At 67.4% G+C, this 25,611-nt stretch carries 25 protein-coding genes and 1 tRNA gene; 9 read left to right on the forward strand and 17 right to left on the reverse strand.

Annotated features, from left to right (window positions below; all coding sequences use genetic code 11):
• Window positions 1-40: 40 nt before the first annotated feature.
• A complete protein-coding gene (locus AC3FKG_RS14665; protein WP_483711757.1) occupies window positions 41-976 on the reverse strand; it encodes a sugar kinase in 936 nt (311 codons plus the stop codon).
• A 12-nt stretch (window positions 977-988) separates the two neighbouring features.
• Window positions 989-2,257 (reverse strand): amino acid deaminase, encoded by a 1,269-nt coding sequence (locus AC3FKG_RS14670; protein ID WP_483711758.1) that lies wholly within the window; start codon window positions 2,255-2,257, stop codon window positions 989-991.
• A gap of 172 nt (window positions 2,258-2,429) precedes the next feature.
• Here AC3FKG_RS14670 and AC3FKG_RS14675 point away from each other — a divergent pair, with 172 nt between their 5' ends.
• The 5 genes from AC3FKG_RS14675 to AC3FKG_RS14695 all read left to right on the forward strand — a co-directional run bounded on the left by AC3FKG_RS14675 (window position 2,430) and on the right by AC3FKG_RS14695 (window position 8,037).
• A complete protein-coding gene (locus AC3FKG_RS14675) occupies window positions 2,430-3,350 on the forward strand; it encodes a MurR/RpiR family transcriptional regulator (RefSeq protein ID WP_488743413.1) in 921 nt (306 codons plus the stop codon).
• Window positions 3,351-3,354: 4 nt separating this feature from the next.
• Window positions 3,355-4,818 (forward strand): N-acyl-D-amino-acid deacylase family protein, encoded by a 1,464-nt coding sequence (locus AC3FKG_RS14680; protein ID WP_483711760.1) that lies wholly within the window; start codon window positions 3,355-3,357, stop codon window positions 4,816-4,818.
• Between the two features lie 37 nt (window positions 4,819-4,855).
• Complete coding sequence (locus tag AC3FKG_RS14685) at window positions 4,856-5,248, forward strand: RidA family protein (protein ID WP_483711761.1); 393 nt, start codon at window positions 4,856-4,858, stop codon at window positions 5,246-5,248.
• Between the two features lie 128 nt (window positions 5,249-5,376).
• Window positions 5,377-6,738, forward strand: a complete 1,362-nt coding sequence (locus AC3FKG_RS14690) for a GntP family permease (protein ID WP_483711762.1) — start codon at window positions 5,377-5,379, stop codon at window positions 6,736-6,738.
• Between the two features lie 123 nt (window positions 6,739-6,861).
• A complete protein-coding gene (locus AC3FKG_RS14695; RefSeq protein WP_483711763.1) occupies window positions 6,862-8,037 on the forward strand; it encodes an ABC transporter substrate-binding protein in 1,176 nt (391 codons plus the stop codon).
• Window positions 8,038-8,073: 36 nt separating this feature from the next.
• Here the strand turns inward: AC3FKG_RS14695 and AC3FKG_RS14700 are convergent, their stop codons facing one another.
• From AC3FKG_RS14700 to AC3FKG_RS14750, 11 genes are all read right to left on the reverse strand, one after another.
• Window positions 8,074-9,030, reverse strand: a complete 957-nt coding sequence (locus AC3FKG_RS14700; RefSeq protein WP_483711764.1) for a phosphatidate cytidylyltransferase — start codon at window positions 9,028-9,030, stop codon at window positions 8,074-8,076.
• 4 nt (window positions 9,031-9,034) lie between these two features.
• Window positions 9,035-9,670, reverse strand: a complete 636-nt coding sequence (locus AC3FKG_RS14705) for a lysophospholipid acyltransferase family protein (protein ID WP_483711765.1) — start codon at window positions 9,668-9,670, stop codon at window positions 9,035-9,037.
• Window positions 9,671-9,677: 7 nt separating this feature from the next.
• Window positions 9,678-10,133: a hypothetical protein gene (locus AC3FKG_RS14710; protein ID WP_483711766.1), complete on the reverse strand. Its 456-nt coding sequence runs from the start codon at window positions 10,131-10,133 to the stop codon at window positions 9,678-9,680.
• Window positions 10,123-11,523, reverse strand: coding sequence for a phosphatase PAP2/dual specificity phosphatase family protein (locus tag AC3FKG_RS14715; protein ID WP_483711767.1), 1,401 nt, complete (start codon window positions 11,521-11,523; stop codon window positions 10,123-10,125). The genes AC3FKG_RS14710 and AC3FKG_RS14715 overlap by 11 nt, the downstream gene beginning before the upstream one ends.
• On the reverse strand, window positions 11,523-13,295 hold the full coding sequence (locus tag AC3FKG_RS14720; RefSeq protein ID WP_488743414.1) for a bifunctional alpha/beta hydrolase/class I SAM-dependent methyltransferase: 1,773 nt from the start codon (window positions 13,293-13,295) through the stop codon (window positions 11,523-11,525). The genes AC3FKG_RS14715 and AC3FKG_RS14720 overlap by 1 nt, the downstream gene beginning before the upstream one ends.
• Before the next feature lie 18 nt (window positions 13,296-13,313).
• A complete protein-coding gene (locus AC3FKG_RS14725; RefSeq protein ID WP_483711769.1) occupies window positions 13,314-13,943 on the reverse strand; it encodes a CDP-alcohol phosphatidyltransferase family protein in 630 nt (209 codons plus the stop codon).
• A 165-nt stretch (window positions 13,944-14,108) separates the two neighbouring features.
• Entirely contained in the window at window positions 14,109-14,810 is a 702-nt protein-coding gene (locus tag AC3FKG_RS14730; protein ID WP_483711770.1) for an ABC transporter ATP-binding protein, read from the reverse strand.
• A complete protein-coding gene (locus tag AC3FKG_RS14735) occupies window positions 14,803-15,555 on the reverse strand; it encodes an ABC transporter ATP-binding protein (RefSeq protein ID WP_483711771.1) in 753 nt (250 codons plus the stop codon). The genes AC3FKG_RS14730 and AC3FKG_RS14735 overlap by 8 nt, the downstream gene beginning before the upstream one ends.
• On the reverse strand, window positions 15,552-16,607 hold the full coding sequence (locus AC3FKG_RS14740; RefSeq protein WP_483711772.1) for a branched-chain amino acid ABC transporter permease: 1,056 nt from the start codon (window positions 16,605-16,607) through the stop codon (window positions 15,552-15,554). Before AC3FKG_RS14740 ends, AC3FKG_RS14735 begins: the two co-directional genes overlap by 4 nt.
• A complete protein-coding gene (locus tag AC3FKG_RS14745) occupies window positions 16,604-17,467 on the reverse strand; it encodes a branched-chain amino acid ABC transporter permease (protein WP_483711773.1) in 864 nt (287 codons plus the stop codon). Before AC3FKG_RS14745 ends, AC3FKG_RS14740 begins: the two co-directional genes overlap by 4 nt.
• Window positions 17,468-17,522: 55 nt before the next feature.
• Window positions 17,523-17,684, reverse strand: coding sequence for a hypothetical protein (locus tag AC3FKG_RS14750; protein ID WP_488743421.1), 162 nt, complete (start codon window positions 17,682-17,684; stop codon window positions 17,523-17,525).
• 295 nt (window positions 17,685-17,979) lie between these two features.
• On the opposite strand from AC3FKG_RS14750, the gene AC3FKG_RS14755 reads away from it, so the two are divergent.
• Together AC3FKG_RS14755 and AC3FKG_RS14760 are read left to right on the forward strand one after the other, a co-directional pair.
• A complete protein-coding gene (locus AC3FKG_RS14755) occupies window positions 17,980-18,903 on the forward strand; it encodes an aldo/keto reductase (protein WP_488743415.1) in 924 nt (307 codons plus the stop codon).
• Between the two features lie 3 nt (window positions 18,904-18,906).
• Window positions 18,907-20,280 carry an NTP/NDP exchange transporter gene (locus AC3FKG_RS14760; RefSeq protein ID WP_483711775.1) on the forward strand — a complete coding sequence of 458 codons (1,374 nt, stop codon included), beginning with the start codon at window positions 18,907-18,909 and terminating at the stop codon, window positions 20,278-20,280.
• A gap of 10 nt (window positions 20,281-20,290) precedes the next feature.
• Here AC3FKG_RS14760 and AC3FKG_RS14765 read toward each other — a convergent pair whose 3' ends face one another.
• Complete coding sequence (locus AC3FKG_RS14765) at window positions 20,291-21,970, reverse strand: methyl-accepting chemotaxis protein (RefSeq protein WP_483711776.1); 1,680 nt, start codon at window positions 21,968-21,970, stop codon at window positions 20,291-20,293.
• 253 nt (window positions 21,971-22,223) lie between these two features.
• On the opposite strand from AC3FKG_RS14765, the gene AC3FKG_RS14770 reads away from it, so the two are divergent.
• Together AC3FKG_RS14770 and fghA are read left to right on the forward strand one after the other, a co-directional pair.
• Complete coding sequence (locus AC3FKG_RS14770; RefSeq protein WP_483711777.1) at window positions 22,224-23,330, forward strand: S-(hydroxymethyl)glutathione dehydrogenase/class III alcohol dehydrogenase; 1,107 nt, start codon at window positions 22,224-22,226, stop codon at window positions 23,328-23,330.
• Window positions 23,331-23,346: 16 nt separating this feature from the next.
• On the forward strand, window positions 23,347-24,189 hold the full coding sequence (fghA, locus tag AC3FKG_RS14775) for an S-formylglutathione hydrolase (RefSeq protein WP_483714361.1): 843 nt from the start codon (window positions 23,347-23,349) through the stop codon (window positions 24,187-24,189).
• A gap of 53 nt (window positions 24,190-24,242) precedes the next feature.
• On the opposite strand, the gene AC3FKG_RS14780 is transcribed toward fghA, so the two are convergent.
• The 3 genes from AC3FKG_RS14780 to AC3FKG_RS14790 all read right to left on the reverse strand — a co-directional run bounded on the left by AC3FKG_RS14780 (window position 24,243) and on the right by AC3FKG_RS14790 (window position 25,557).
• Entirely contained in the window at window positions 24,243-24,497 is a 255-nt protein-coding gene (locus AC3FKG_RS14780; protein WP_483711778.1) for an RNA-binding protein, read from the reverse strand.
• 42 nt (window positions 24,498-24,539) lie between these two features.
• Window positions 24,540-25,112 carry an N-acetyltransferase family protein gene (locus AC3FKG_RS14785; protein WP_483711779.1) on the reverse strand — a complete coding sequence of 191 codons (573 nt, stop codon included), beginning with the start codon at window positions 25,110-25,112 and terminating at the stop codon, window positions 24,540-24,542.
• 368 nt (window positions 25,113-25,480) lie between these two features.
• Window positions 25,481-25,557 (reverse strand) — tRNA-Arg (locus AC3FKG_RS14790).
• Window positions 25,558-25,611: the final 54 nt, after the last annotated feature.

Raw genomic sequence — 25,611 nt, forward strand, 5'->3', positions numbered from 1 at the left:
GAAGAAAGAATATCCGTGGATCAGTCGATCCATGCATCAATCAGGCAATCACGGACACCGACTGCGCCAGCCTGGCTAGCACGGTTTCCGCGGATGGAATCGGCGCCACTGCGCCATAGCCCGTGGTGGACAGCGCGGCAGCCGCGTTGGCAAAGCGGGCAGCCTCGAACGGATCGGCACCCGCTGCAAGCCGCGCAATGAAGCTGCCGCCAAAGCAATCGCCGGCCCCGGTGGCATCGACCGGCTTGACGGCAAACGGCTCCACCAGCGTGCGTGATTCGGTCGTGGCCACGTAGGCCCCCTCTTCGCCGAGCTTGAGCGCCACCAGGCCAACGCCGCAGCCGAGCAGGTAGTCGACGATGGCGTCGCGGTCATCGAGACCGGTCAGCACGGTGATGTCGTCCCAGCTCGGCAGGCACACGTCCGTGAGCGAGAACGCCTCGCGCATGATGCCGCGCGCCCGCGCCAGCGACCACAGGCGCAGCCGCAGGTTGGTATCGAGCGACACCTTCACGCCGGCCTTGCGCGCATGCTCCATCGCGGCCAGTCCCGCATCGCAGGCGCTGGTGCTGATGGCCAGGCTGATGCCAGACAGGTGCAGGAATCTGGCCTGCGCGATCGCGGCCAGCGGCAGCTGTTCGTGATGGTAACGGGCCGCGGCGGAACCCTCGCGCAGGTAGTCGAAGCGGTGGCCATGGCTGTCATGGCTGACGAAATACACGCCGGTCGGCGCAACCGGGTCCACCCGGACGTAACGCGTGTCCACGCGCTCGTGCGTCCACAGCGCCATCAGGCGTTCGCCGAAGCTGTCGGCACCCACCGCCGTGATGTAGCCCGTGGTCGCCCCCTGCCGGGCGGCAGCAATGCAGAAGTTCGAAGTGTCGCCGCCAAAGCCCTGCAGGTAGCGGGTCGGATCGTCGGGCTGCTGGTTGAACTCCACCAGCGGCTCGCCATAGGCCAGGATATCGATGCTCATGGCGCGCTCGCCTCAGAAGAAGGTCTGGACAATGTCGATGACGCGCATGTCGCCGTTCAGCACGGGAATATGGCGCCACTTGTCGAAAGTCAGGCACGGGTGCGAGATGTCGAAGGCGATCATGTCGCCGACCCGGATATCGTCGCCCGCGCGGATCTGCAGGTATGCGTGCTGGTCCATCATGCCCGTGACTTCCCAGTGCGCGGGCACGGCCACCGGCGCGGCGCTGCCCGGGCGGTAGATCACCGCCGGAATCGGCATGCCGGCATCGAACGCGGCGTCGCGCTTGCCCATGCCGATAATGGCCCGGTCGGGCTCGGGCACCGATTGCACATAGGCCCACAGTTGCAGCGCGGGCAGCAGGCCTTCGCGCATTTTCTGCGCCACCGGGTTGCTTGCCAGGATGCGTTCCTGCGCAGCCTTGTAGACGCCCACGTCGTGGGTCAGGTAGCAGCCGGGGCGCAGCACCACCTCGATCGGCGTGCCGATATCGGTGCGGGCAAATTCTTCCGCCACCACGTCGTACCAGGCCGAGCCGGCTCCCGACATCACCACCGGGCTGCGGCCAAAGCGGCCCTGCTGCGCAATCTCGCGCGTGACCGCCACGGTGCGCTGCAGGAAGCGGCGGATCTCCGCCTCCTCCTTCAGCACGCCTTCATAGATCTCCACGCCCGCCAGCGACAGCGCGTCCGGCCAGCGCGCCAGCGCCGCCAGCACGTCGGCCTGCTGCGCGGCGTCGCGCACGCCGGTGCGTCCGCCCTCCACGCCCAGCTCCAGCAGCACCTGCAGCGTCTGGCCGCGTTCGCGGAAATATGCGCCGAGCTGGTCCACCAGGTCAGCCGAATCGACCAGCGAGAAAAACTCGAAGCCAGGATCGCGCAACAGGTCGGCAATGATCTCCATGTTGCGGCGGCCCACCAGCTGATTGGCCATCAGCACGCGGCGCACGCCGTGGGCATGGGCCGCGGCGGTCTGGTGCGCCGTCGCCAGCGTAATGCCCCAGGCGCCCGCCCCAAGCTGGCGCGCAAACAGCTTGGGCGCCATGGTCGTCTTGCCATGCGGTGCAAGCTGCACACCGTATTCATCCATGAAGCGGCGCATCCATTGCAGGTTATGAGACAGGCGCTCCTCGTAAAGCACCGCCGCAGGAAGGCTTAGCTCTTCCTGCAGCAGGCCCCAGCCGGTCTGGCCGGCGTCTTCGGGCGCAAGCGGGGCCTCCAGCCGGCCCAGCGCCTTGTTGAGCGGATCGATCGTGCCGGCTTGGTACTTTGTTTCACGCATGCCTGTCATCACCCTGAAAAAATCTGATTGACGTAATGATATCCCTGAAATTACGATATTTCATCCTTGTTATAAAGTAACACACCGTTCCCGGATGGCGAGCCTGGTGGCTCGCAACCGGACGGGCACTATCAGTTATAGCCCTTCGCCGGCCCCAAGACCTTTCCGAGCCATGACCGCGCCCTTCGACATCCTGACCCGCATTGCCGAGCGCGGCCCCGCGTTGCGGCTGGCCGAGCAGAAAGTGGCGCAAATCGTGCTGGAAGACCTTGCCGGCGCGGCGGCGGCCAGCATCAACGAGCTGGCGCGCAAGGCCGGCGTGAGCGAAGCCAGCGTAACCCGCTTTGCCAAGGCGATCGGCTGTCGCGATGTGCGCGACCTCAAGCTGCGGCTGGCCCAGGCTACCGCGGTCGGCATGCGTTTCCTGCAGCCTGATGGCGCGCCGGCGCCGGCCGACACCCCCGCCACCCTGGCCGACCGCATCCATGCCGACGTGCTGGGCGCGCTCGAAGTCAACCGCAAGCTGATCGATGCCGACCGCATCGATCAGGCCGCGCGCCTGTTGCTGGGCGCACGCATGGTCTACGCTTTTGGCATGGGCGGCGGCTCGTCCTTCATGGCCGACGAGGCGCGCCACCGCCTGGCGCGGCTTGGCCAGCCGGTGGCCAGCTACCAGGATGCGCTGCTGCAGAAGATGGTGGCGGCAACGCTCAGCCGCGACGACGTGGTGCTTGCGTTTTCCGCCAGCGGCAGCGTCCCGGAAATGCTGGCGAGCTGCGATATCGCGCGCGAGTACGGCGCCACGCTGGTGGCCGTGACCGCGCTGGGCTCGCCGCTGGCCGCGCGTGCGGACGTGCTGCTGCCCGTGCGAACGCTGGAGACCGATTTCATCTTCAAGCCGTCGGCCTCGCGCTACGCGATGCTGCTGGTGCTGGACGTGCTGGCCACGCAGTGCGCGCTGCTGCAGCCGGACCAGAGCAAGGAACGGCTGCGCCGCCTGAAATACGTGCTCGACGCTCACCGCGGCCCCGGCGGCGAGCGCGGCCAGGACACAGGCGCCGGCCCGGACGGCCGCCAGCCGCTGGGAGACTGAACCTATGCCACACCTGTTCGACACCCTGATCCGCTGCGTCACGCTGCTCGACGGCTCGGGGGCCGCGGCCCGCATGGCCGACGTGGCCCTGCGCGACGGCCTGATTGCGCGCATCGACGAGGCCGGCGCCATCGAGCCCGACACCGCCGCGCACGTGGTCGAAGGCCACGGCCTGGTCCTGTCGCCCGGCTTTATCGACGTGCACACGCATGACGACACCAACGTGGTCCGCCAGCCCGAGATGACGCCCAAGCTGTCGCAAGGCGTGACCACGGTGATCGTCGGCAACTGCGGCATCAGCGCGGCACCGGTGGTGCTGTCGGGCGATCCGCCCGATCCGATGAACCTGCTCGGGCATGCCGACGCCTTCCGCTATCCGGACTTCCGCTCGTATGTGGAAGCCGTAGATGCCGCGCGGCCGGCCGTCAACGTCGCGGCACTGGTCGGCCATACCGCGCTGCGCAGCAACCAGATGGACAAGCTGGACCGCGCCGCCACGCCCGCCGAAATTGCCGCCATGCGCGCACAGCTGGAAGAAGCCCTGCAGCATGGCGCGCTGGGCCTGTCCACCGGGCTGGCCTATGCCAACGCCTTCTCGGCGACCACGGAGGAAGTGCTGGCCCTGGCCGAGCCGCTCGCCAATGCCGGCGCGCTCTACGCCACGCACCTGCGCAGCGAGTTTGCCGAGATCCTCGACGCAATGGACGAAGCGTTCCGCATTGGCCGCCATGCGCGCGTGCCGGTGGTGATCTCGCACCTGAAATGCGCCGGCGTGCCCAACTGGGGCCGCAGCTCGGAAGTTCTTGGCGCGCTGGACGCCGCCCAGCGCTGGCAGCCCGTGGGCTGCGACTGCTACCCCTACACCGCGAGTTCGTCGACGCTGGACCTGAAGCAGGTGACCAGCGATTTCGACATCATGGTGACGTGGTCCGAAGGCGCGCCGGAAATGGGCGGCCGCCTGCTGGCCGATATCGCGGCCGAATGGCAGGTCGACCTGCACGAGGCCGCGCGCCGCCTGATGCCGGCCGGCGCCGTCTACCACTGCATGGAGGACGCCGACGTCGACCGCATCCTGAGCCATCCGGCCACCGTGGTGGGCTCCGACGGCCTGCCCAACGACCCGCTGCCGCATCCGCGCCTGTGGGGCGCGTTCCCGCGCGTGCTTGGCCACTATGCGCGCGACCGCGAACTGTTCCCGCTCGCGGTGGCCGTCAACAAGATGAGCGGCATGTCCGCCGAGCGCTTCGGCCTGACCGGCCGCGGCTTCGTGCGCGAAGGCTACTGGGCCGACCTGGTGCTGTTCGACGCCAACACGATCCGCGACGCGGCCAGCTTTACCGATCCGATGCAACCGGCCGAAGGCATTGCCGCGGTCTGGGTGAACGGCGAGCTGTCCTGGCAGCAGCGCCAGCCCACCGGCGTGCGCGCCGGCCGGTTCCTGCCGCGCGGCTCCCGGCCGGCGGTTTGATCTCCCCTTTTTTGTTTCACCGATTTCAGGAGTTTTCATGGATATCAAGCGATTTGGCGTAGAAGGCGGCACCGGCCAGGGCGGCCAGCATATGCCGTTTGCCCGTGCGGTGGCGGCCGACGGCTGGCTCTATGTTTCCGGCCAGGTGCCGATGGTCAATGGCGAACTGATCGACGGCGGCATCATTGCGCAGACCCACCAGGCCATCAAGAACGTGCTGGCCATCCTGGCCGAGGCCGGCTACGGCCCCGAGCACGTGGTGCGTTGCGGCGTCTGGCTGGACGACGCGCGCGACTTCGCCGCGTTCAACAAGATCTTCAAGGAATACTTCGGCGCCAACCCGCCCGCCCGGGCCTGCGTGCAGTCCAGCATGGTGGTGGATTGCAAGGTCGAAGTGGACTGCATCGCGTACAAGAAGCCGGCGGCCTGAGCCGATCGCCCGCTGATTGCCCGCTGATTGCCTGATTGCGTTTTCCCCGCCCGCAATCCGGGCGGGACATGAACTGAACTACAAATACTGCCGCCACAAGCGGCCATTTTCCACACAAAGGAGACAACATGGGTGCCGTCACCGGAACCACACTGTTGGTGTACGCGCTGATCGCAGTGATCGCCCTGGTCATACTGATCGCGCGCTTCAAGCTGAATCCCTTCATCACCCTGGTTGTCGTCTCGGTCCTGCTCGGCTTCGCCGTCGGCATGCCGATGGGCGACATCATCAAGTCGTTCGAAGCCGGCGTGGGCGGCACGCTGGGCCATATTGCCCTGGTGATCGGCCTGGGCACCATGCTCGGCAAGATGATGGCCGAGTCCGGCGGCGCCGAACGCATCGCGCGCACGCTGATTGACTTCTTCGGCGAGAAGAACGTCCACTGGGCAATGGTGACCATCGCCTTTATCGTCGGTTTGCCGGTTTTCTTCGAGGTCGGCTTTGTGCTGCTGATCCCGATTGCCTTCAACGTGGCCAAGCGCACCGGCACGTCGATGGTGCTGGTCGGCATCCCGATGGTGGCCGGCCTGTCCGTCGTGCACGGCCTGATCCCGCCGCACCCCGCTGCCCTCCTGGCCGTAACGGCATACGGCGCGGATATCGGCAAGACCATCATGTACGCGCTGATCGTGGGGGTCCCGACCGCGGCCATTGCCGGCCCGCTGTTCGCCAAGCTGATGGACCGCTACGTCAAGCTGCCCGACGTCAATCCGCTGGCCGCGCAGTTCACCGAGGAAGACGAAGGCGTCAAGGCTTCGCACCAGTTGCCCGGCTTCGGCATTACGGTGTTCACCATCCTGCTGCCCGTGATCCTGATGCTGATCGGCAGCTGGGCCGACCTGTTCACCACGCCCAAGACTTTCGCCAACGACTTCCTCAAGCTGATCGGCAACTCGGTCATGGCGCTGCTGATCGCCGCGCTGGTGAGCTTCTACACCTTCGGCAAGGCACGCGGCTTCAACCGCGAGGCGATCCTTAAGTTCACCAACGAGTGCGTGGCGCCTACGGCCATCATCACGCTGGTGGTTGGCGCGGGTGGTGGCTTCGGCCGCATCCTGCGCGACTCGGGCGTGTCCAATGCAATCGTCGACGTGGCCACCAACGCCCACGTTTCCGTGCTGCTGCTGGGCTGGCTGGTGGCCGTCATGATCCGGATCGCCACCGGTTCGGCCACCGTCGCCATGACCACCGCCGCCGGCATCGTCGCACCCATCGCGGCCAGCGTGCCGGGCACCCGACCCGAACTGCTGGTGCTGACCACCGGCGCCGGCTCGCTGATCCTGTCGCACGTGAACGATGGCGGCTTCTGGCTGGTCAAGGAGTACTTCAACATGACCGTGACCCAGACCTTCAAGACCTGGTCGGTCTGCGAAACGCTGATCTCGGTCATCGCCCTGCTGCTGACGCTGGCGCTCGCCACCGTCGTCTGAACCGCCTGAATCGGGCCAGGGCACCCGTATCAATCGGGATTGCCTTGGCCCGGGCACCCTCCTACACTGCCTCCTCGATGCGGCCGCAAGTGCCGCACACGCCCTGATTCGAGGAGAGAATCCATGAGCTTCCCGCTATTGCAGCGCGCCATTGCGGCCTGCGGCGCCGTCGCCCTGCTGTCGGCCCCGGCCCTTGCCGCCGAGCCGGTCAGGATCGGCCTGATCGCCCCCTTCTCAGGCAGCTTCGCCGACTACGGCAAGCAGATGGAAGCCGGCGTGAAGGCCTACCAGTCGCTCCATGGCGATACCGTGGCGGGCCGCAAGGTGCAGGTCATCATGAAGGACACCACGGGCCCGGTGCCCGACGTCGCCAAGCGTCTCGCACAGGAACTGGTGGTGCGCGACAAGGTCGACATCCTGGCCGGTTTCGGCCTGACGCCGGAAGCCCTGGCGGTGGCGCCCGTCGCCGAACAGGCAAGGAAGGCGATGGTGATCTTCAATGCGGCGTCGTCCGTCATCACCACCAAGTCGAACTACATTGCGCGCGTGTCGATGACGCTGCCGCAGATCTCCGCGCCGATGGCAAAGTGGGCCGTGAAGAACAATGTGCGCAAGGTGGTCACGCTGGTAGCCGACTATGCGCCGGGCATCGATGCGGAAACCGCGTTCAAGACCAACTTCATCGGCGGCGGCGGGCAGGTCGTGGAATCGATCCGCGTGCCGCTGCGCAACCCGGAGTTCGCGCCGTTCATCCAGCGCATCAAGGACGCCAGGCCCGAGGCGGTCTTCCTGTTCCTGCCGGCCGGCGAACAGGGCGTGGCCTTCATGAAGGGCTTTCGCGAGCGCGGGCTGGCGGAGGCCGGCATCCGCGTGATCGCCACCGGCGACCTGACCGACGACCACGTGCTGCCCGCCATGGGCGATTCGACGCTCGGCGTCATCACCTCGTTCCACTATTCGATGGCGCACGACTCGCGCGAGAACAAGGCGTTCCTGAGCGCCTATTCCGCTGCCAATCCCGGCGCGGGCCGCCCGAATTTCATGACCGTCGCGGCCTATGACGGCATGGCCGCCATCTACGAGGCACTGAAGAAAACCAGCGGCGCGGCCGATGGCGACAAGATCATCGGCGCGCTCAAGGGCATGAAGATCATGAGCCCGCGCGGGCCGATCCTGATCGATCCGGCCACGCGCGACGTCGTCCAGACCGTCTACATCCGCAAGGTGGAGAAGCGCGGCAGCGAGCTGTACAACATCGAGTTCGACAAGTTCGCCGACGTCAAGGACTCGGGAAAGTAAACCCCTCGCCGCCCCATGGTCCCACCTTCGCGCCGCTCAGGGCACCCACCAGTAGCGCGTGACATGGAAGAACACCGGGGCGGCGAACACCACCGAGTCCAGGCGGTCGAGCATGCCACCGTGGCCTTCGATCATGTGGCCCCAGTCCTTGATGCCGCGGTCGCGCTTGATCGCCGACATGACCAGGCCGCCGAGGAAGCCCATCAGCGCGATGACCAGCGCGATTGCGCCGGCCGTCAGCGGCGAGCCGTATGGCGTGATCCACCACAGCGAGGCCCCCAGCGCCGTCGCGCTGGCCACGCCACCGACAAAGCCTTCGACCGTCTTCGACGGCGACAGCAGCGGTGCGATCTTGCGCTTGCCGAGCAGCTTGCCCCAGACGTACTGGAGCACGTCGCTGCCCTGCACCACGATGACGAGGAACGCGATCAGCAGCAGGTTGCGATCCTCGTAGCCCGGAATCGGCAGCGTGAGCAGCGCGGGGACGTGCGAGATGCAGAACACGCAGATCATCACCGCCCACTGCACGCCCGCGCACCGTTCGAGAAAGCGCGTCGTCTCCGATGACAGCGCCGAGAGGATCGGCAGGATCAGGAAGGCATAGACCGGGATGAAGATCGAGAACAGCCCGTACCAGCCGGTATAGACCAGCAGGTACTGTCCCGGCAGGAAGACGAAGAATGCGGCCACCATGGCCCGATGGTCGCCGCGCCGGGTCGTCGTGATCGTGATGAATTCGCGCAGCGCGTAGAACGACAACAAGCCGAAGAGTACGATGATCGCCGTGCGCCCCATGGCGAAGGCAATGCCGAGGATCGCCACCATCCACCACCACGCCGAGACCCGTGCCGCAAGGTTGTCGATCACCGTATGAGGCGCGCCGCCCGCCACGCGCCAGCGCAGCAGCGCGGTCACCAGCGAGGCCAGCAGCAATACGCACAGCACCCCGCCAAACAGCATGCGGGTGTCGTGGATAACCTGGATATTGGACATGGTCTTACTCCAGCACCGGTGCCAGCGCGAGCAGTTGCTGCCGGCAGCGGGACAGGAACGATTCTTTCGGTTCTTCGGGCTGCAGCCGCAGCGGCGCGCCAAAGGTCACGGTGCATAGCAGCGGCACGGGGATGATCTCGCCCTTCGGCATCACGCGGTTGAGGTTGTCGATCCATACCGGCACGAACTCGATGTCCGGGCATGCCCTGGCCAGGTGGAACACGCCGCTCTTGAACGGCAGGAGGCGGTCGTCGGTGGTGTTGCGCGTGCCCTCGGGAAACAGGATCAGCGAGGCGCCCGCGCGTAGCGCCTGCTCCATCTGCGCCACCGGGTCGGGGCCGGCGCCATCGCGCCCGCCGGTGCGGTCGATCAGCAGGGCACGGAAGACATCGCGCCCGATAAAGCGCCGCACCGGCGAGGCTTCCCAGTAGTCCGCGCCTGCCACGGGCCGGGTCACCGCACGCAGGTCCGGCGGCAGGCAGCCCCAGATCAGCACGAAGTCACCATGGCTGCTGTGGTTGGCAAAATAGACCCGCTGCACGGCTGCGGGCAGGCAGCCGTTCCAGCGCGCCTGCATGCCGGTCAGCATCTGTGCAAACAGGATGATGGCGCGTGCCACCAGTCGTGAAAGCCACGTCATGGCGAAGTCATCTCAATAGCAACAAAAGAAGCGCGAGCAGCAACTGGGTCGCCGCCAGTGCGCCGGCGAACTTCAGGAAACGCAGCGTCGCGCGCGAGCGCTCCGCCAGCGAGCGGCCCGCGCGTCCAGGCGCCTGCCAGCCGAGGGCGGACAGTGCCTGGTCGAGCGCGCCCAGTTCGGCGGTGTCGGCCGCGACGGCAAGCGCCTCGAACAGGCGGCGGTCCAGCTCGATACGGACCAGCAGCCAGAGTTGCCCGGCACCCATGAGCGCCACCACCAGCCCGAGGATCAGGTAGACCAGCGCGGCGGGCGCGAACAGACCGGCAAGCAGCAGGTTGGCCATCGCCAGGACCAGCCCGGCGCCATTCAGCCGGGCGGCGGCGTGCATGGCGGCAGCGGTGATACGCGCCACCCAGGCCGCTGTACCGGGATCGGGCTCGGGACGGGAATCTTCAGACAGCATGGTCGGCTCCTTGCGAGTCGGAAACCTGGGGGCCGGCTACGGTGGTTTGCAGGAAGCGCGTCAAGGCCGCCGCGCTCTGCGGGCCCAGCACCACTGCGGGCCGGCGTTGGCGCAACAGGGCCAGCACCTGCTGCGCATCACGCAGCTGCGCATGCGCGCCCAGCCATGCGGCAGCCACCAGCGCGCTGCGCGAGTAGCCAAGCGCGCAACTGACCAGCACCGTGCGCCCTGCCTGCCGCCAGGCCTCGATGGTCTCGACGCCGGCATGCAATTGCGCCTGCGATGGCACGGTCAGGTCCAGCACCGGCACGCAGCGGTACAAGACGCCTGTCACCAGCCGAGGCAATTCCGCCGTCAGGTCGAGCACGGCATCGGCGCCCGATTCGCGCAGCTCTGCCTCACCGGGCAGGCGGCCGATCCAGACGCCGTCGGTCAACCGGCTGACGGCGGGCTCGCGCCTTGTCCACCAGCGCGAGTTGGCGAAGGCCCCGAGCACATAGGGCCACAGTACCCACCAGGCCGACATCGGGAGCGTGCCATCGACGCGCTTCTGGAATGCTCCCGGCCTGCCGGCACGGTAAATCACGGCCACGCAGCCCAGCGCAATGGCCGCCCACGCCAGCATGAAAGCAGCCACAACCGACACGCTCAAGGCCGCGACGGCGGTGAGCCCCGGCAGCATCGCAGCCATCCCGTAGCGGCGCGCAAGCCGGGCATCCGGTGAGCCGGCAGTCTCTGCCGGCTCAAGCGGAAACGCAAATACGCATAACCACCCGACCAGCCAGCCAGTCGGGACATCGATGAAATGGTGCTGGTAGGTCGTCAGCACCGACGCACCGATCAGCGCAAACCACAGGTGCATCAGCCAGCGCCAGCCGCCCCGCAGGTGCGCGGCGTAGGCCACCCAAAGAATCACGAGCAGGCTGATATGCAGCGACGGCGCCTGGTTGAACGGCTTGTCAAATCCGCCGAGCAGCGTGAACAGCTGCCCCGGCAGCCCGTCCGCTTCGGGACGTGCAAAGGCGAAGCGCAGTGGAAATACGATAAAGCAGGCCACCGAGACAAGCTGCGCCGCCAGCAGCCGCTTCACGTGGGTCAGCAGGTCCGCGCGCGTCGACCAGAGGAAGAACGAGAGTCCGTAGAGCAGGTCGATCGACCAGTACGGCACGATGCTCCACGGCACGAACGGAATCCCGCGTTCCCAGCCGAAGTGGAAGTACGGCACGTCCGCATGCTGGCTGGCCAGCCAGTTGGCCAGGCCGTAGCTGGAGAAGAACAGCACACCCATGCCGGCGAGCAAACCCACGGCCAGGCCCCAGGGCCGGCCCGGCGCGGGCGCCGGACTCCGATCCTGCGCCGCGGGGCCAAGGTGTGCGCCGTCGCCCCGCATCAGCGCCCCTCGCCCTTCCTTCGCGCCAGGCTGACCGTGAAGATGCCCCACGGGTCGATGCGCTGGGCGAGCTTTTCGAAGCCGGCGTCGCGGACGAGTTCGTCCATCTCGGCCTGCGAGCGACGGCGCATCACCCATGCCGATCCGGCACGGTGGCTGGTCAGCGCCCGCGCAATGAACTCGAGTTGCGGGTGCCACGGCTGGCCCGTATAGACGAGATAGCCACCCGGCCGCACCGCCTGCGCCAGCCCGCGCAGCGAACGCCCGACCATCGCGTTGTCGCCGAACAGCTCATACAGGCCCGATACGATGGCCAGGGTCGGTGCCGGGTCCAGCGCGGCAAGGCTGTCGGCATCGAAGGCATCGCCCTTCTCGAAGCGCGCAATCGGATCAAGCCCTTTGCGGCGGATGAGGCTTCGTCCCTGTTCGATGTTGATATCGCTGTAGTCGCGCAGCAGGATGCTCTCCACCGCATTGCAGTCGATGCTGCCGCGCTGCGACGTCAGCGCCTCCAGCACATAGCGGCCATGGCCCGCCGCGATGTCGACGATGCGCACCGGCGCATCCGCGGCCTGCAGGCGGCGAATGGCCTCGCCGATCAGTTCCTCCACATGCAGCTTGCGCTGCCGGATGCCGCGCCAGCCGATGGCATCCAGGTAGTTGCGGTCCACGAGCTGACCGATGCCGAAGCGGCCCGTCGCCTTGTTGCGGTAGACGTAGTCGAGCGTCGAACCCGAATCGAAGCCGGTCTGGTGGCCCAGCCGGACACCCTCGGAGAGCATGCCGCCCAGGCGCAGGCCGGCGCGCACCGTGCCCCAGTAGATGCCCGCGGGGCTTGCCGCCATCAGCGGCACGGCGAGCCGGTCCGACTCATCCTTGAAGGGCCCGCGGCGGTCGGCCCCAAGCAGCGACACGGGCGCCGAGGGCGTATCGAATTCGCGCACGATGAACTTGCGCGCCGCGGCCACGGCGGATGCCCGGTCGCGCTCGCCGAGCGTATCGTGGTAGAAGCCGTCGAGGACGATGCGCTCCTTCACGCGCGAGCCCAGGCGGTCGAAGAACGCGTCCTGCGGACCGCGATGCACGACCCAGTCCGCCCCGGAAATCAGCAACTGCGTGGGGACGGTGATGGCGCCGGCATCGGCCACGACGCGTTCGCCCGCATCGTAGAGCTCGAGCAGCATGTTGACGGCGATCGGCCGCGTGATCAGCGGATCGGCGTCGTAGCTGGCCACGCGCTGCGGATCATGCGTCAGGAACTTTGCCTTGACGTAGCTGTTGACGAAAAACTTGCCGCGCAGCCGATGCATCAGCTTCAGGCCGGGACGCGCGAATGGTACGTAGAGCTTGACCTTGAACGCCGGCGAGGCGGCGACCAGGCAGCGGATGCGCGGCGCGTAGTCATGCACCCAGGTCGCGGCCAGAACCGCGCCGACGCTCTGGGCGACCACCGCCAGGCGTTCCACGCCAATGCCGTGCGCGGCTTCGATATGGTCGACAAAGGTCTGGATGTCGCGCACCGAACAGGCAAGCCCCGGGCTGCCGCGCTCGCCGGGCGAGCGTCCGTGGCCACGCGCGTCCCAGGCAAAGAAGTCGTGGTCCGGCAGGTTCAGTTCCTCGACGAGGTGCGCGACGCGGCCGGAATGTTCGTGGCCGCGATGGAACAGCAGCACGGCCCCGCGCGGCGTTCCGCTCGCGGCTGGCCAGTGCCGGTAGAACAGTTCCTGCCCGTCATGGGTGGCAAAGCGCGATTCGATCGGGGTACGTTCCACGCGGCGCGTCTCCACAGGTCAGGAAGCCGACTGGCGGGCCTGGCTCTCGCGAGCCTCCTGCACGCCGCGCCGAACGCGGTTGATGATGGTCGCCACGGACAGCAGCGACAGCAGGATCCAGAACCAATGGCCGTATGTCGCCAGGCCCAGGCCGCAGCCGACCCAGAGGCCGAGCGCGCCGAGAACCAGCGCGCGGTCGCTCTTGCCAAGCGGGCCGTCATAGCGCCGGGTGGCGCCTGCCAGCGGACCGACCAGGCCCGCGCACTCGGACACCACGGCCAGGATGGCGAACAGCATGACCTCGCCGCCCGATGACGGCATGGCCCAGGCGAACGGGATGGTCAGCGCCAGGTCCGAAACGATGTCGCCGAGTTCGTTCAGGTACGCGCCCAGCACGCTTTGCTGCCCGTGTTCGCGCGCCAGCATGCCGTCGATCGCGTTCAGCGCCATCCGCGCAAACAGCCACAGCGGCATCAGCAGGAATACGCCGGGCAGCCACGCCAGTCCGCCGGCCAGCGCGCCGACGACCAGCGAGCCGGCCGCTGCCGCCAGCGTCACCTGGTTGGCCGTCACGCCTGCGGCGGCAAGCCGCTCCACGGTGGGCCGCAGCCAGGCCTGGAACTTCGGTTTGATCTGGTAAAGCGTCATATCGGGTCTCGGGATCGGATCTGCTGCCGCGTCACGGTCCTGCGGGGGCGCCGAACGGAACTGGCCGGCACAGATTGCGCAGCATAGCGGCAGTTCGGGTTTCCGCAAACCATCGTGAACGCCCTTGATACATTTGCGCCGGCCGCCCGGCCACCCGCAAGGCCGCTACCCAACGCCCATCAACCGGTCCAGGCGTTCCTTGTCCGCCAGCAGGCCGGTGCTGTCCGACGCATGCGCCACCCTGCCCCGGTCGAGCACCATGGCCCGCCGTGTCATGGCCAGCGCCAGCCGCGCATGCTGCTCGACCACGATCACCGCCATCCCGCCCTGCCCGATCAGCGTGCCGATTACGCGCTGCAGCTCCTGCACGATGATGGGGGCCAGGCCCTCCATCGGTTCATCGAGCAGCAGCAAGGCAGGATTGAGCATCAGCGCGCGCGCAATCGCCAGCATCTGTTGTTCGCCGCCCGACAACTGGTTGCCCAGGTTGCGCCGGCGCTCCTGCAGGCGTGGAAACAGATCGTAGATGCGCGCAAGCGTCCAGTGTCCGGGCCGCGACACGGCACTCAGGTTCTCTTCCACCGTCAGGGACGGGAACACCCATCGCTCCTGCGGTACCCAGCCAATGCCGGCCTGGGCGCGCTGGTGCGGCGGCAGCCGTGCCAGGTCGCGCCCCTGCCAGCGCAGCGTGCCGCGGCGCACGCGCGTGAAGCCCATCAGCGTCGCGAGCAGCGTGGTCTTGCCCACGCCATTGCGGCCCAGCAGCGCCAGGCTGTCCCCGGCATCCAGGGCCAGGTCGATGCCGTCGATGACCACGGCGTCGCCGTAGCCCGCGCTCAGCGCTTCCACCCGCAGCAACTCAGCCATGTGCCGACTCCCCAAGGTAGACCTCTTTCACGCGCGGATCGGCGGCGATTTCGGCCGGCGTGCCTTCGGTGAGCACCTTGCCGCCCACCAGCACCGTGATGCGCTCGGCAAAGCGGAACACCAGGTCCATGTCGTGCTCGATGAACACGATCGTGATCTCGCGCGGCAGCGCGGCGATGACGGCGAACAGCTCGGCGCTTTCCGCTGACGGAATACCCGCCGCGGGTTCATCGAGCAGCAGGATCGATGGCCGCGTGGCCAGTGCCAGTGCGATCTCCAGCAGCCGCTGCTTGCCATACGGCAGGCGGCGCGTCTCGACATCCGCTTCGTTCTCGAGCCTCAGGTTGGCCAGCACCGCCATGGCTTCGTCCACCAGCGCGCGCTGCGACGCCACCGTGCGCGACCACTCGCGCGCCGCGCCGGTGCGCTCGGCCACGGCCAGCACCACCGATTCGAGTACGGTCAACCCCGGGAACAGCGTGTTGATCTGGAAGGTCCGGGTCATGCCCAGGCGCGCGCGCGCATGCTGGGGCAAGCGGGTGATGTCCTGCCCGCCGAGCCAGATGCGCCCGGACGTGGGCGCCAGCGCTCCGGTCAGCAGGTTGATGAAGGTGGTCTTGCCCGCGCCGTTCGGGCCGATCAGCGCATGGCGCGCGCCGGGCGCGAAGCTGAGCGAGATGTCGCTGTTCGCCACGAACCCGCCCCACTGGCGCGACAAGCCTTCGGTCCGCAAGAGCCCGCTCATTGCGCACCGCTTTCGGGCTGCTGCCCCGCGCGCGCGGCCAGCCACGCACGCGCCGCATCGACCGCCCCCATGATGCCTCCCTTCGCGAACAGCACCATCACCACCAGCATCAGGCCGATCCAGAACTGCCAGTACACCGGATTGATGCCGGCGAGCACATCCTGGGCAATCATGAACAGCGCCGCGCCCGCCAACGCGCCATACAAGCGTCCGGCGCCGCCGAGCACCAGCATGACCAGCAGCTCGGCCGAACGTGGAAAACCCAGTACGTCCATGCCGACAAACTGCGTGGTCTGGGCCAGCAGCGCACCGGCCACGCCGGCAATCGCCGCCGACAGCGTGAACACCGCGCGCAGCCGGCGCGGCACGTCCGCACCGAGAGCCGGCATGCGCCGCACGCCTTCGCGCACGCCGCGCAGCGACAGGCCGAACGGCGATTGCGTCAGGCGCCGCAACAGCAGGAACAGCACGAACATCACCGCCAGGCTGTACAGGTAGGCGGTCTTGCCGAACAGGTCGAATTCGAATACCCCGAACAGGTGATCCACGGCCACGCCGGACAAGCCATCCACGCCGCCCGTGACGAAGGCGGCCTTGTTGGCCGCCTCGAACAGCATCAGGCCGATGCCCAGCGTCACCATCAGCCGCGTCAGGTCGCCGCCGCGCACCACCAGGAAGCTGCAGAGCCAGCCGCCCGCGCCCGCCACGGCGGCGGCCGCCAGCAGGCCGCTGAGTGGCTCGCCCCAGCCATGCGCGGCCAGCAGCCCGGCCGTATAGGCACCGAGGCCGAAGAATGCCGCGTGCCCCAGCGAAACGATGCCCGCATAGCCCAGGATCAGGTCCAGCGACAAGGCGAAGAGCCCGGTGATCAGGATCTGGCTGCCGAGGATCAGGTAGTCCGGCAACGCAAAGAAGGCCGACACTGGCAGCAGCCAGAACACGAACTCGGCCGGATGCCAGCGCCCGTCCGGCAATTTGCGCCCGGCGGGCGCCGGGGTGCCGGCCTCGCGCGGGGCAGCGGGTGGCCGCAGTGACCGCATCAGCGTCTTCATGCGCGTCTCCCGTACAGTCCGGCCGGGAACAGGACCAGCAGCAGCACCATCATCGCGTAGATGACGAAGGCGCCGACGGCCGGCACGTAGTACTTGCCGGCCACGTCCGCGACGCCGAGCACCAGCGCCGCGAGCAGCGAACCGCGGATCGACCCGGCACCGCCCACGGCGACCACGAGCAGGAAATACACCATGTACTTGAGCGGGAACGCCGGGTCCAGACCCAGCACGTCCACGCCTAGCCCGCCGCCCAGCCCCGCCAACCCGGAGCCCAGCGCGAAGGTCAGGCTGAACACGCGCCCCACGTTGATGCCGAGGCCGCGCGCGGCCTGCTGGTGATCGACGGCGGCCCGCACTTGCGCGCCAAAACGCGTGCGCGCAACCAGCCAGCCAAGCGCCGCGGTAATCGCCAACACCACGCCAATCAGGAACAGGCGGTATGCGCCGAGTTCCAGTCCACCCACGCGCACCTGGCCGCGCAGCATCTCAGGTAGTTCCACGGGTTGCTGGCCCGGGCCGAACAGGTAAGTAGCGCCGGCCATCGCCATAAAGGTCAGGCCGATGGAAAACAGCACCTGGTCGAGATGGCTGGCCTGGTAGAGGCGGCGATACAGCGTGCGTTCCAGCACCCAGCCCACCGCCGCCGCGCCCGCGAAGGCGGCCGGCAGCGCCAGCAGGAACGGCACGCCGGCACGGTTCATCAGCAGCACGGCCACATAGCCGCCCAGCATGGCAAAGGCGCCATGCGCGAGGTTGACGAAGTTCATCAGCCCCATCGTCACCGACAGGCCGACGCTGATCAGGAACAGCAGGCTGCCGTAGGCCAGGCCGTCAAACAGCACGCCCAGAAGACTTGTCATCGTGGTCGATACCCCGCACAGGGAAGCCAACGTTGAAGGAAAGGACTGGCCATGTTCACGCGGCCAGCGGCCCGAACGGCAGGCCGACATAGTTTTCCGCAAGCATGCGCGACGCCGCCTGCGATGCGCACACATAGGCCAGTTCGGCATGCTGCAGCAGATGGCCAGGCAGCAGCACGGCCGGGCCCGCGCCGGTGATTGCGCCCCGGGTATGCATGTTGCCTGTCTTCCGTTTGATTCTGGGTGAGGGGCCAAACCCAGCCGCGCCTGGCCACGCCTGGCCACGCCTGGCCACGGCGGGCCATTGCGGGCCATTGCGGGCCATTGCGGGCCATTGCGGGCCATTGCGGGCCATTGCGGCCGACTCCCCTTATCGGCCGGATTGTTCGGGCAGCAGGTAGTTTTTGCAATCCGGCCCCACCCGGAGTGGGGTGCGTACGCAGGCCTGATACTTTACAAGGCAAACCCGGAGGATTATGGTCAGTGAGTGCCTTTTGCGTGGAAATCCATCCATGTCGATCGACCGCTGCTCATTTCTCGCGATAGCCGCCGGGCTGGCCGCCGTGCCCGGTTTTGCGGCCAGCGCCGGCACCGCCGCGGCATCCACGGTAGCGGCGCCGATGCGGCGGACCATCCCCGGCAGCACCGAGGCGCTCCCCGTGATCGGCATGGGCACGGCCGACACCTTCAACGTCGGCACCGGCGCCGATGAGCGCGCGCCGCTTGCCGAAGTCATGGGCCTGCTGCTGCAGAACCAGGGCTCGATCATCGACACCGCGCCGAGCTACGGCAGCGCGGAAACCGTGACGGGCGACCTGCTGCGCAGCGCCGGCGCGCGCGGCAAGGTCTTCCTGGCGACCAAGGTGTCGGCCCCCGCCGGCGCACCGGCCCAGGCGCAGTGGGCGCGTTCGCTGGCCGACCTGCATACCGACAAGGTCGACCTGCTGCAGGTCCACAACCTGATCGACTGGCGCGAGAACCTGCGCTGGCTGCGGCAACTCAAGGAACAGGGAAAGATCCGCTACCTCGGCATCACGCACTATCGCGAGGACGCCCACGAGACGCTCGCGCAGATCGTGCGCAGTGAACGCGTCGACTTCGTGCAGGTCAACTATTCGCTCGCCGAGCGCGGCGCTGAGCGTACGCTGCTGCCGCTGTGCCAGTCGCGCGGCGTGGCGGTGCTGATCAACCGGCCGTTCCAGGACGGCCGCATGTTCCGCGCGGTCAAGGACAGGCCGCTGCCACCGTGGGCCGGGGAAATCGACTGCCACTCCTGGGGCCAGCTCTTCCTGAAGTTCGTGGTCAGCCATCCGGCCGTGACCGCGGCCATTCCCGCCACATCCAAGCCCCGGAACATGGCGGACAATTTGGGCGCCGCGCTCGGACGCATGCCGGATGCCGGCCTGCGCGAGCGTATCGCGGCGTTGCTCGCCTAGCCCATGGACCACCATCCGGGCCAGGCCGCCACCGGGACGCTTGCCCGGCTGCGCCATGGCCTTGGCCTCCACCCCGGCGAAACGGGTGCCGTCGTCGCCGGCTTCCTGTTCTTCTTCTGCCTGTTTGCCAGCTATTTCATGCTGCGCCCGGTGCGCGAGACCATGGGCATTGCCGGCGGCGTCAAGAACCTGCAATGGCTGTTCACGGCTACGTTCGTGGTCATGCTGGCCGCCATTCCGCTCTATGGCGCATGCTGCGCGTGGTTGCCGCGCCGGCGCTTCGTGCCTTGGGTCTATGGCTTCTTCATTGCCAACCTGGTCGGCTTTGCCGTGGCCACGCGCGCGGTGCCGGACAGCGTCTGGCTGGCACGCGTGTTCTATGTCTGGCTGTCGGTCTTCAACCTGTTCGTAGTGTCCGTGGCATGGAGCCTGATGGCCGATGTGTTCCGGCCCGAGCAGGCCCGGCGGCTGTTCGCGCTGCTGGCCGCCGGCGCCAGCGCGGGCGGCCTGGCCGGCCCGGTGATGGGCGGCTGGCTGGTGGTGCATATCGGGCTTACCGGGCTGATGCTGCTGTCCGCTGCCCTGCTGGCCGCCACGCTGCCGGGCGTGGGGTGGCTGTTCGGCTGGCGCCGCCGCGCCGGCGCTGGCGTGGCCAAACCCGGCGACGCCGTGGCCGCGGATCCGGCACACCCTGTCGGCGGCGGACTGTGGGCCGGCCTGTCGCTGGTGATGCGATCGCGCTACCTGCTGGGCATCAGCCTGTTCGTGATCCTGCTGGCCACGGCCAGCACCTTCCTGTATTTCGAGCAGGCACGCCTGGTGGCGGAGTCGTTTCCGGAGCGCGCGCGGCAGACGCAGGTTTTCAGCGCGCTCGACGCCGTCGTGCAGGCGCTGACGATCATCGTCCAACTGTTCTTTTCGGGCCGCGTAGCGCGGCGCTACGGGGTTTCTGCGCTGCTGACGATGGTGCCGCTCGCGGTCGTAGCCGGGTTCCTGATGCTGGCGATGTTACCGACCTTCAGCGTGCTGGCGAGCGTGATGATCCTGCGCCGCGTCGGCGAGTACGCGCTGCTACGGCCAGGCCGGGAAATGCTGTTCACCGTAGTGGACCCGGAAACCAAGTACAAGGCCAAGAACGTCATCGACACCGCGGTGTACCGCGCGGGCGATGCAGTGAGCGCGTGGGTGAAGACAGCGATCGACGCGATCTCCGGCCATGCCGCCACGGTGGCGCTGGCCGGTGCCGCGCTGGCCCTGGCGTGGGCCTTGCTGGGTTGGTGGCTGGGGCGCCGGCATGACCTTCAGCTCGCGCAGACGGGCGCGGGCTCGGCCGGCTCGACCCGCAATGCCACATCGTCGGCCGCCCAGCCGCGTTAATCTGCAGCGTTCAGAATTTTTCCCAGTCTTCGCCGCCGGCACTGTCAGCGCGCGCCGCGCGCAGTGGCTGCGCCTTCTGCGCGACTGGCTGGCGCAGAGCCGCAGCGGGCCTGCGCGGCGCGCCGGCATTGCCGCCGTCATGCCGTGCAATCCGGAACGCCGCGACGGCCTGGCGCAATGCTGCCGCCTGCTCTTCCAGCGAGTGGGCCGCCGCCGTGGCTTCTTCGACCAGCGCGGCATTCTGCTGGGTCACCTGGTCCATCTGCGCGACCGACTGGTTGACCTGCTCGATGCCCGTGCGTTGTTCCACGGACGCCGCCGCAATCTCGCCCATGATGTCCGTCACGCGGCGGATCGACTGCGTGATCTCCGTCATGGTCGCGCCCGCGCGCGTCACCAGGTCCGAACCGCTGCGCACGCGATCGACCGACGTGCTGATCAGCGTGCGGATTTCCTTGGCCGCGCCAGCCGAACGCTGCGCCAGGCTGCGCACCTCGCCCGCCACCACGGCAAAGCCGCGCCCCTGCTCGCCCGCGCGCGCCGCTTCCACCGCGGCATTGAGCGCCAGGATATTGGTCTGGAATGCGATGCCTTCGATCACGCCGATGATGTCGGCAATCTGGCCAGAGCTGTCCGCAATCTGCGTCATGGTGGCGATGACCTGCTCCATCACCTCGCCGCCGCGATTGGCGATCTCCGACGCATTGTCGGCCAGTCCGCTCGCCTGGCGCGCGCTGTCCGCGTTGTGCTGCACGGTGGTGGTCAGCTCTTCCATGCTGGCTGCCGTCTCCTGCAGCGAGGCCGCCTGCTGCTCGGTACGCGAGGACAGGTCCGAATTGCCCGCGGCGATCTGCGCGGTGGCCGTGGCCACCGAATCGACCGAGGCACGGATGCCGCTCACGGTGCCGGCCAGTTTGCCTTGCATGCGCTGCATGGCATAGAGCAGGCTGGAGGTGTCGTCCTGGCGCAGGTCGATCTGGCGCGTGAAGTCGCCATCCGCGATGCTGTTGGCGACCGATGCGGCATAGGCGGGCTCGCCGCCGAGGTCGCGGCGCACGCCGCGCAGCAGCCAGGCGGCCAGCAGGGTCGCCGCGCCGCCCACGATCACGAGCATCAGTAAGGAGTGGAATAGTGCCTGCCGGAATGCCGCCTCGATGTCATCGACATAGGCGCCGGTGGTGACGGCCCACTCCCACGTCTTGAAGGCCTTGATATAGCTGACCTTGGGCAGCGGCGCGCTCGCGCCCGGCTTCGGCCACATGTAGTTGAGGAAGCCCGAGCCCTGGCCGCTGGCGATCTTCGCGATTTCCACGTAGATGGCCACGCCGTTGGGATCCTTCATCCCGGTCAGGTTCTTGCCTTCGTTCTCGGGCTTGAACGGGTGCATCAGCGAGCGGCCCGAGAAGTCCGTGACCGAGACATAGCCGTCGGTTCCGAAGCGCAGCGGGCGCAGGCGCTCTTTGGCCAGCTTCTGCGCGTCTTCAAGGGACATGCCCTGGCTGGCAGCCTCTTTCTCGACGGACGCGATCAAGCTGACCGAGGCCTCGGCGACGCTCTGGATCTCGCGTTGGCGGCCGGCGAACATCTCCGCGCGCGTCGCGAACGCCTCGAACGTGCAGATGCCGAGCATGGCGATCCAGATCAGGCCGAAGGGAATCCAGAGCCGTTGGTTAAGGGTCAGAGTCTTCATTACTATTTGCGATGTGGGGGCAACGGGTGGGTCATTGGGACGGGATGCAACCGCGAGCGCCAATGTCTCCAGCAAGCAAGCAACGGAACGATCCGGCGATTGCTCACCCCACTTTCGTAGGGCATCTCGCACGATGCGGCCGATCAGCGGCCAGGCACATCGAAGAAGTGATGCCTGTGTCTCCCCGTAAGGCCGTATAGTCATGCCTCCGGCCCAGGCGGGCCGACCACTTTCTCTTTCCCAGGAGGATTCCATGAAGACCAAAGCCGCTATCGCCTGGAAAGCCGGCGCCCCGCTGACCATCGAAGAGGTGGACCTGGAAGGCCCCCGCGCCGGTGAAGTGCTGGTGGAAATCAAGGCCACCGGCATCTGCCACACCGACTACTACACGCTGTCCGGCGCCGATCCGGAAGGCATCTTCCCGGCGATCCTGGGCCATGAGGGCGCCGGCATCGTTACCGACGTCGGCCCGGGCGTGACTTCGCTCAAGCCGGGCGACCACGTGATCCCCCTGTACACGCCGGAATGCCGCCAGTGCAAGTTCTGCCTGTCGCGCAAGACCAACCTGTGCCAGGCCATCCGCTCGACGCAAGGCAAGGGCCTGATGCCGGACGGCACTTCGCGCTTCTCGATCGACGGCAAGCCGATCTTCCATTACATGGGCACGTCGACGTTCGCGAACCACATCGTGGTACCGGAGATCGCGCTCGCGAAGATCCGCCCTGACGCGCCGTTCGACAAGGTCTGCTACATCGGCTGCGGCGTGACGACCGGCGTGGGCGCGGTCATCTTCACGGCCAAGGTGGAAGCCGGTGCCAACGTGGTGGTGTTCGGCCTCGGCGGCATCGGCCTGAACGTGATCCAGGGCGCGAAGATGGTCGGTGCCGACAAGATCATCGGCGTCGACCTGAACCCCGCGCGCGAAGCCATGGCGCGCAAGTTCGGCATGACGCATTTCGTCAACCCGAAGGACGTGGGCAACGTCGTCGACCATATCATCCAGCTGACCGACGGCGGCGCCGATTATTCCTTCGAATGCATCGGCAACACGCAGGTCATGCGCCAGGCGCTGGAGTGCTGCCACAAGGGCTGGGGCAAATCGATCATCATCGGCGTGGCCGAGGCCGGCGCGGAGATCTCCACGCGCCCGTTCCAGCTCGTGACCGGACGCGAATGGAAAGGCTCGGCCTTCGGCGGCGCGCGCGGCCGCACCGACGTGCCGAAGATCGTCGACTGGTATATGGATGGCAAGCTCAATATCGACGACCTGATCACGCACACGCTGCCGCTGGACCGCATCAACGAAGGCTTCGACCTGATGAAGCGCGGCGAGTCGATTCGTTCGGTGGTGCTGTACTGAGGAGCCGGCCGTGACTCTGGAACTGTTGTCCGAACACGGCTGCCATGGCGGCGTGCAGCGCTTCTACCGGCACGCCTCGACCACCATCGGCCTGCCGATGCGCTTCTCGGTGTACCTGCCGCCGCAGGCGCAGCCCGGCGCCAGGCTGCCGGCGCTGTTCTACCTGGCGGGGCTGACCTGCACCGAGGAAACCTTCATGATCAAGGCCGGTGCGCAGCGCTTTGCCGCCGAGCACGGCCTGGTCCTGGTTGCGCCGGACACCAGTCCGCGCGGCGCCGGCATGCAGGGCGAGGCGGATGCCTGGGACTTCGGTGTGGGCGCGGGCTTCTATGTCGATGCGACCGAGGCGCCGTGGCACACGCACTGGCGCATGGAAAGCTACGTCGCGCAGGAGCTGTTCGATCTCGCGAGCCGCGAATTGCCGGTCGATCCGGACCGCGTCGGCATCTTCGGTCACTCCATGGGCGGACACGGCGCGCTGGTGCTGGCTCAGCGGCATCCGCGGCGCTTCCGTTCGGTGTCGGCGTTCGCGCCCATCGCCGCGCCGATGCAGTGCCCGTGGGGAGAGAAGGCGTTCACCGGCTATCTCGGCACGGACCGCGGCCGCTGGGCCGAACATGATGCCAGCGCGCTGATGGCGGCCCAGAAGGCAGCGCCCTTCCCGGCCGGCATCCTCGTGGACCAGGGCCTGGCGGACCAGTTCCTGGCGAGCCAGCTCCATCCCGGGGCGTTCGAGGCCGCCTGCGCGGCGGCGGGCCAGCCGCTGACGCTGCGCCGGCATGCCGGCTATGACCACGGCTATTACTTCATCAGCACCTTTATCGCCGACCACATCCGGCACCACGCCGCGCAACTCTGACCATGCGGCATCGAGGACGATGATGACGATGCGCGGCGGCCGCCGCGCATCGCTCAGATGTAGCGTTCCGTCATCGCCAGCGCGCTCAGGCGCCGGCGCTTCCAGAACATGCCGTGAATCCGCGTCAGCAGCTTGCGCAGGGTGGCCGGGTCCAGTGCGCTGAATGTCAGCATGACCGCGGGATTGCTGCCATCGCCGGGCACGTGCTCCAGGGCATCGAATGCCGGCAATCCGTACTTGACCAGGAATGCGCGGATCTCGTCTTCGGTCGTGCCGGGCTCGATATTGCCGAGCAACAATACAGACATCGCGACCTCCCTCCGTTCACTACGGCCCCGTCACCATCCACTTCATCCAGCGTCTGCGGCATCGGCCTGCTGGTCCAGCTGCAATGTGACGATGCGCAGGGTCGCGTCATCGGGGCACCCGACATCGGAAAAACCAAGGCGGCGCGCCAGGCGCCGCATGGGCGTGTTCATGGCCAGCACGAATCCCTCCATGCGCGCATAGCCACGCGCACGCGCCGTCTCGATCAGCGACGACATCAGGATGCGCCCCAGGCCCGCGCCATGCCAGTCGTCATCGAGCGTGATGGCGAACTCGCAGACATCGCTGCCGGGCGCGGCCACGAAACGCGCACCGCCCACCAGACGGCCGCTTTGTTCCCCGACTTCCGCCTCGCTCCAGGCGACGAGCGCGCATTCATGGTCCGGCTCGGGGTGCGTGGCATGCTCCAGCATGGCCTCGGGCAACTCCCGCATGGGCGCCATGAAGCGGGTGTAGCGGGCGTCGGCCGACAACCGCGAAAACGCGGCGAGCAACCCCGAGCGGTCTTGATCGCAGATTTCGCGAAGCAGGATATGGCGGCCATCCCGCAACGTCAGGCGGGTGGGCGTGAAGGGCAAGGGAGTCGGTACGGGCATCGGTGCGAGGTCTTCGTCACTGGCTGAAATGGGAACCCGGGCTGAATCGCCGAAGTTCATTCACTGTAGTGCCAAATGACGCACCATGCAGAACGGCGCAAGCGTTGGAATTGCTCGCCAAAATGGCCGAGGTTCGCTGCGAACTCGAGCAACGGCGCCAGTCATCCCGGCGGGCGGCGTGCAAGCTACGGCGTAGCGGTCCAGCCGTGATGCAGTTGCATGGCTCGAAGGCGCACGCCTGAAATCGCAACGGAACAAGTTGACACTCCCCGGGCCCAACAAGCGTTGCATGACGCGATGAAACGAATGCGTGCGCCGGAAATGAAAAAGGGCTTCCGGTTCCGGAAGCCCTTTTCTTTCTACATAGGTGGCGCGGCTGGCAGGATTCGAACCCACGACCCCTTGGTTCGTAGCCAAGTACTCTATCCAACTGAGCTACAGCCGCACGCGAGACATAGATTGTAACCCAGTTTGGGTTTTGTGCAAGCCCCTTCCGCGA

This window comes from Cupriavidus sp. 22TCCZM04-2, from assembly GCF_057798895.1.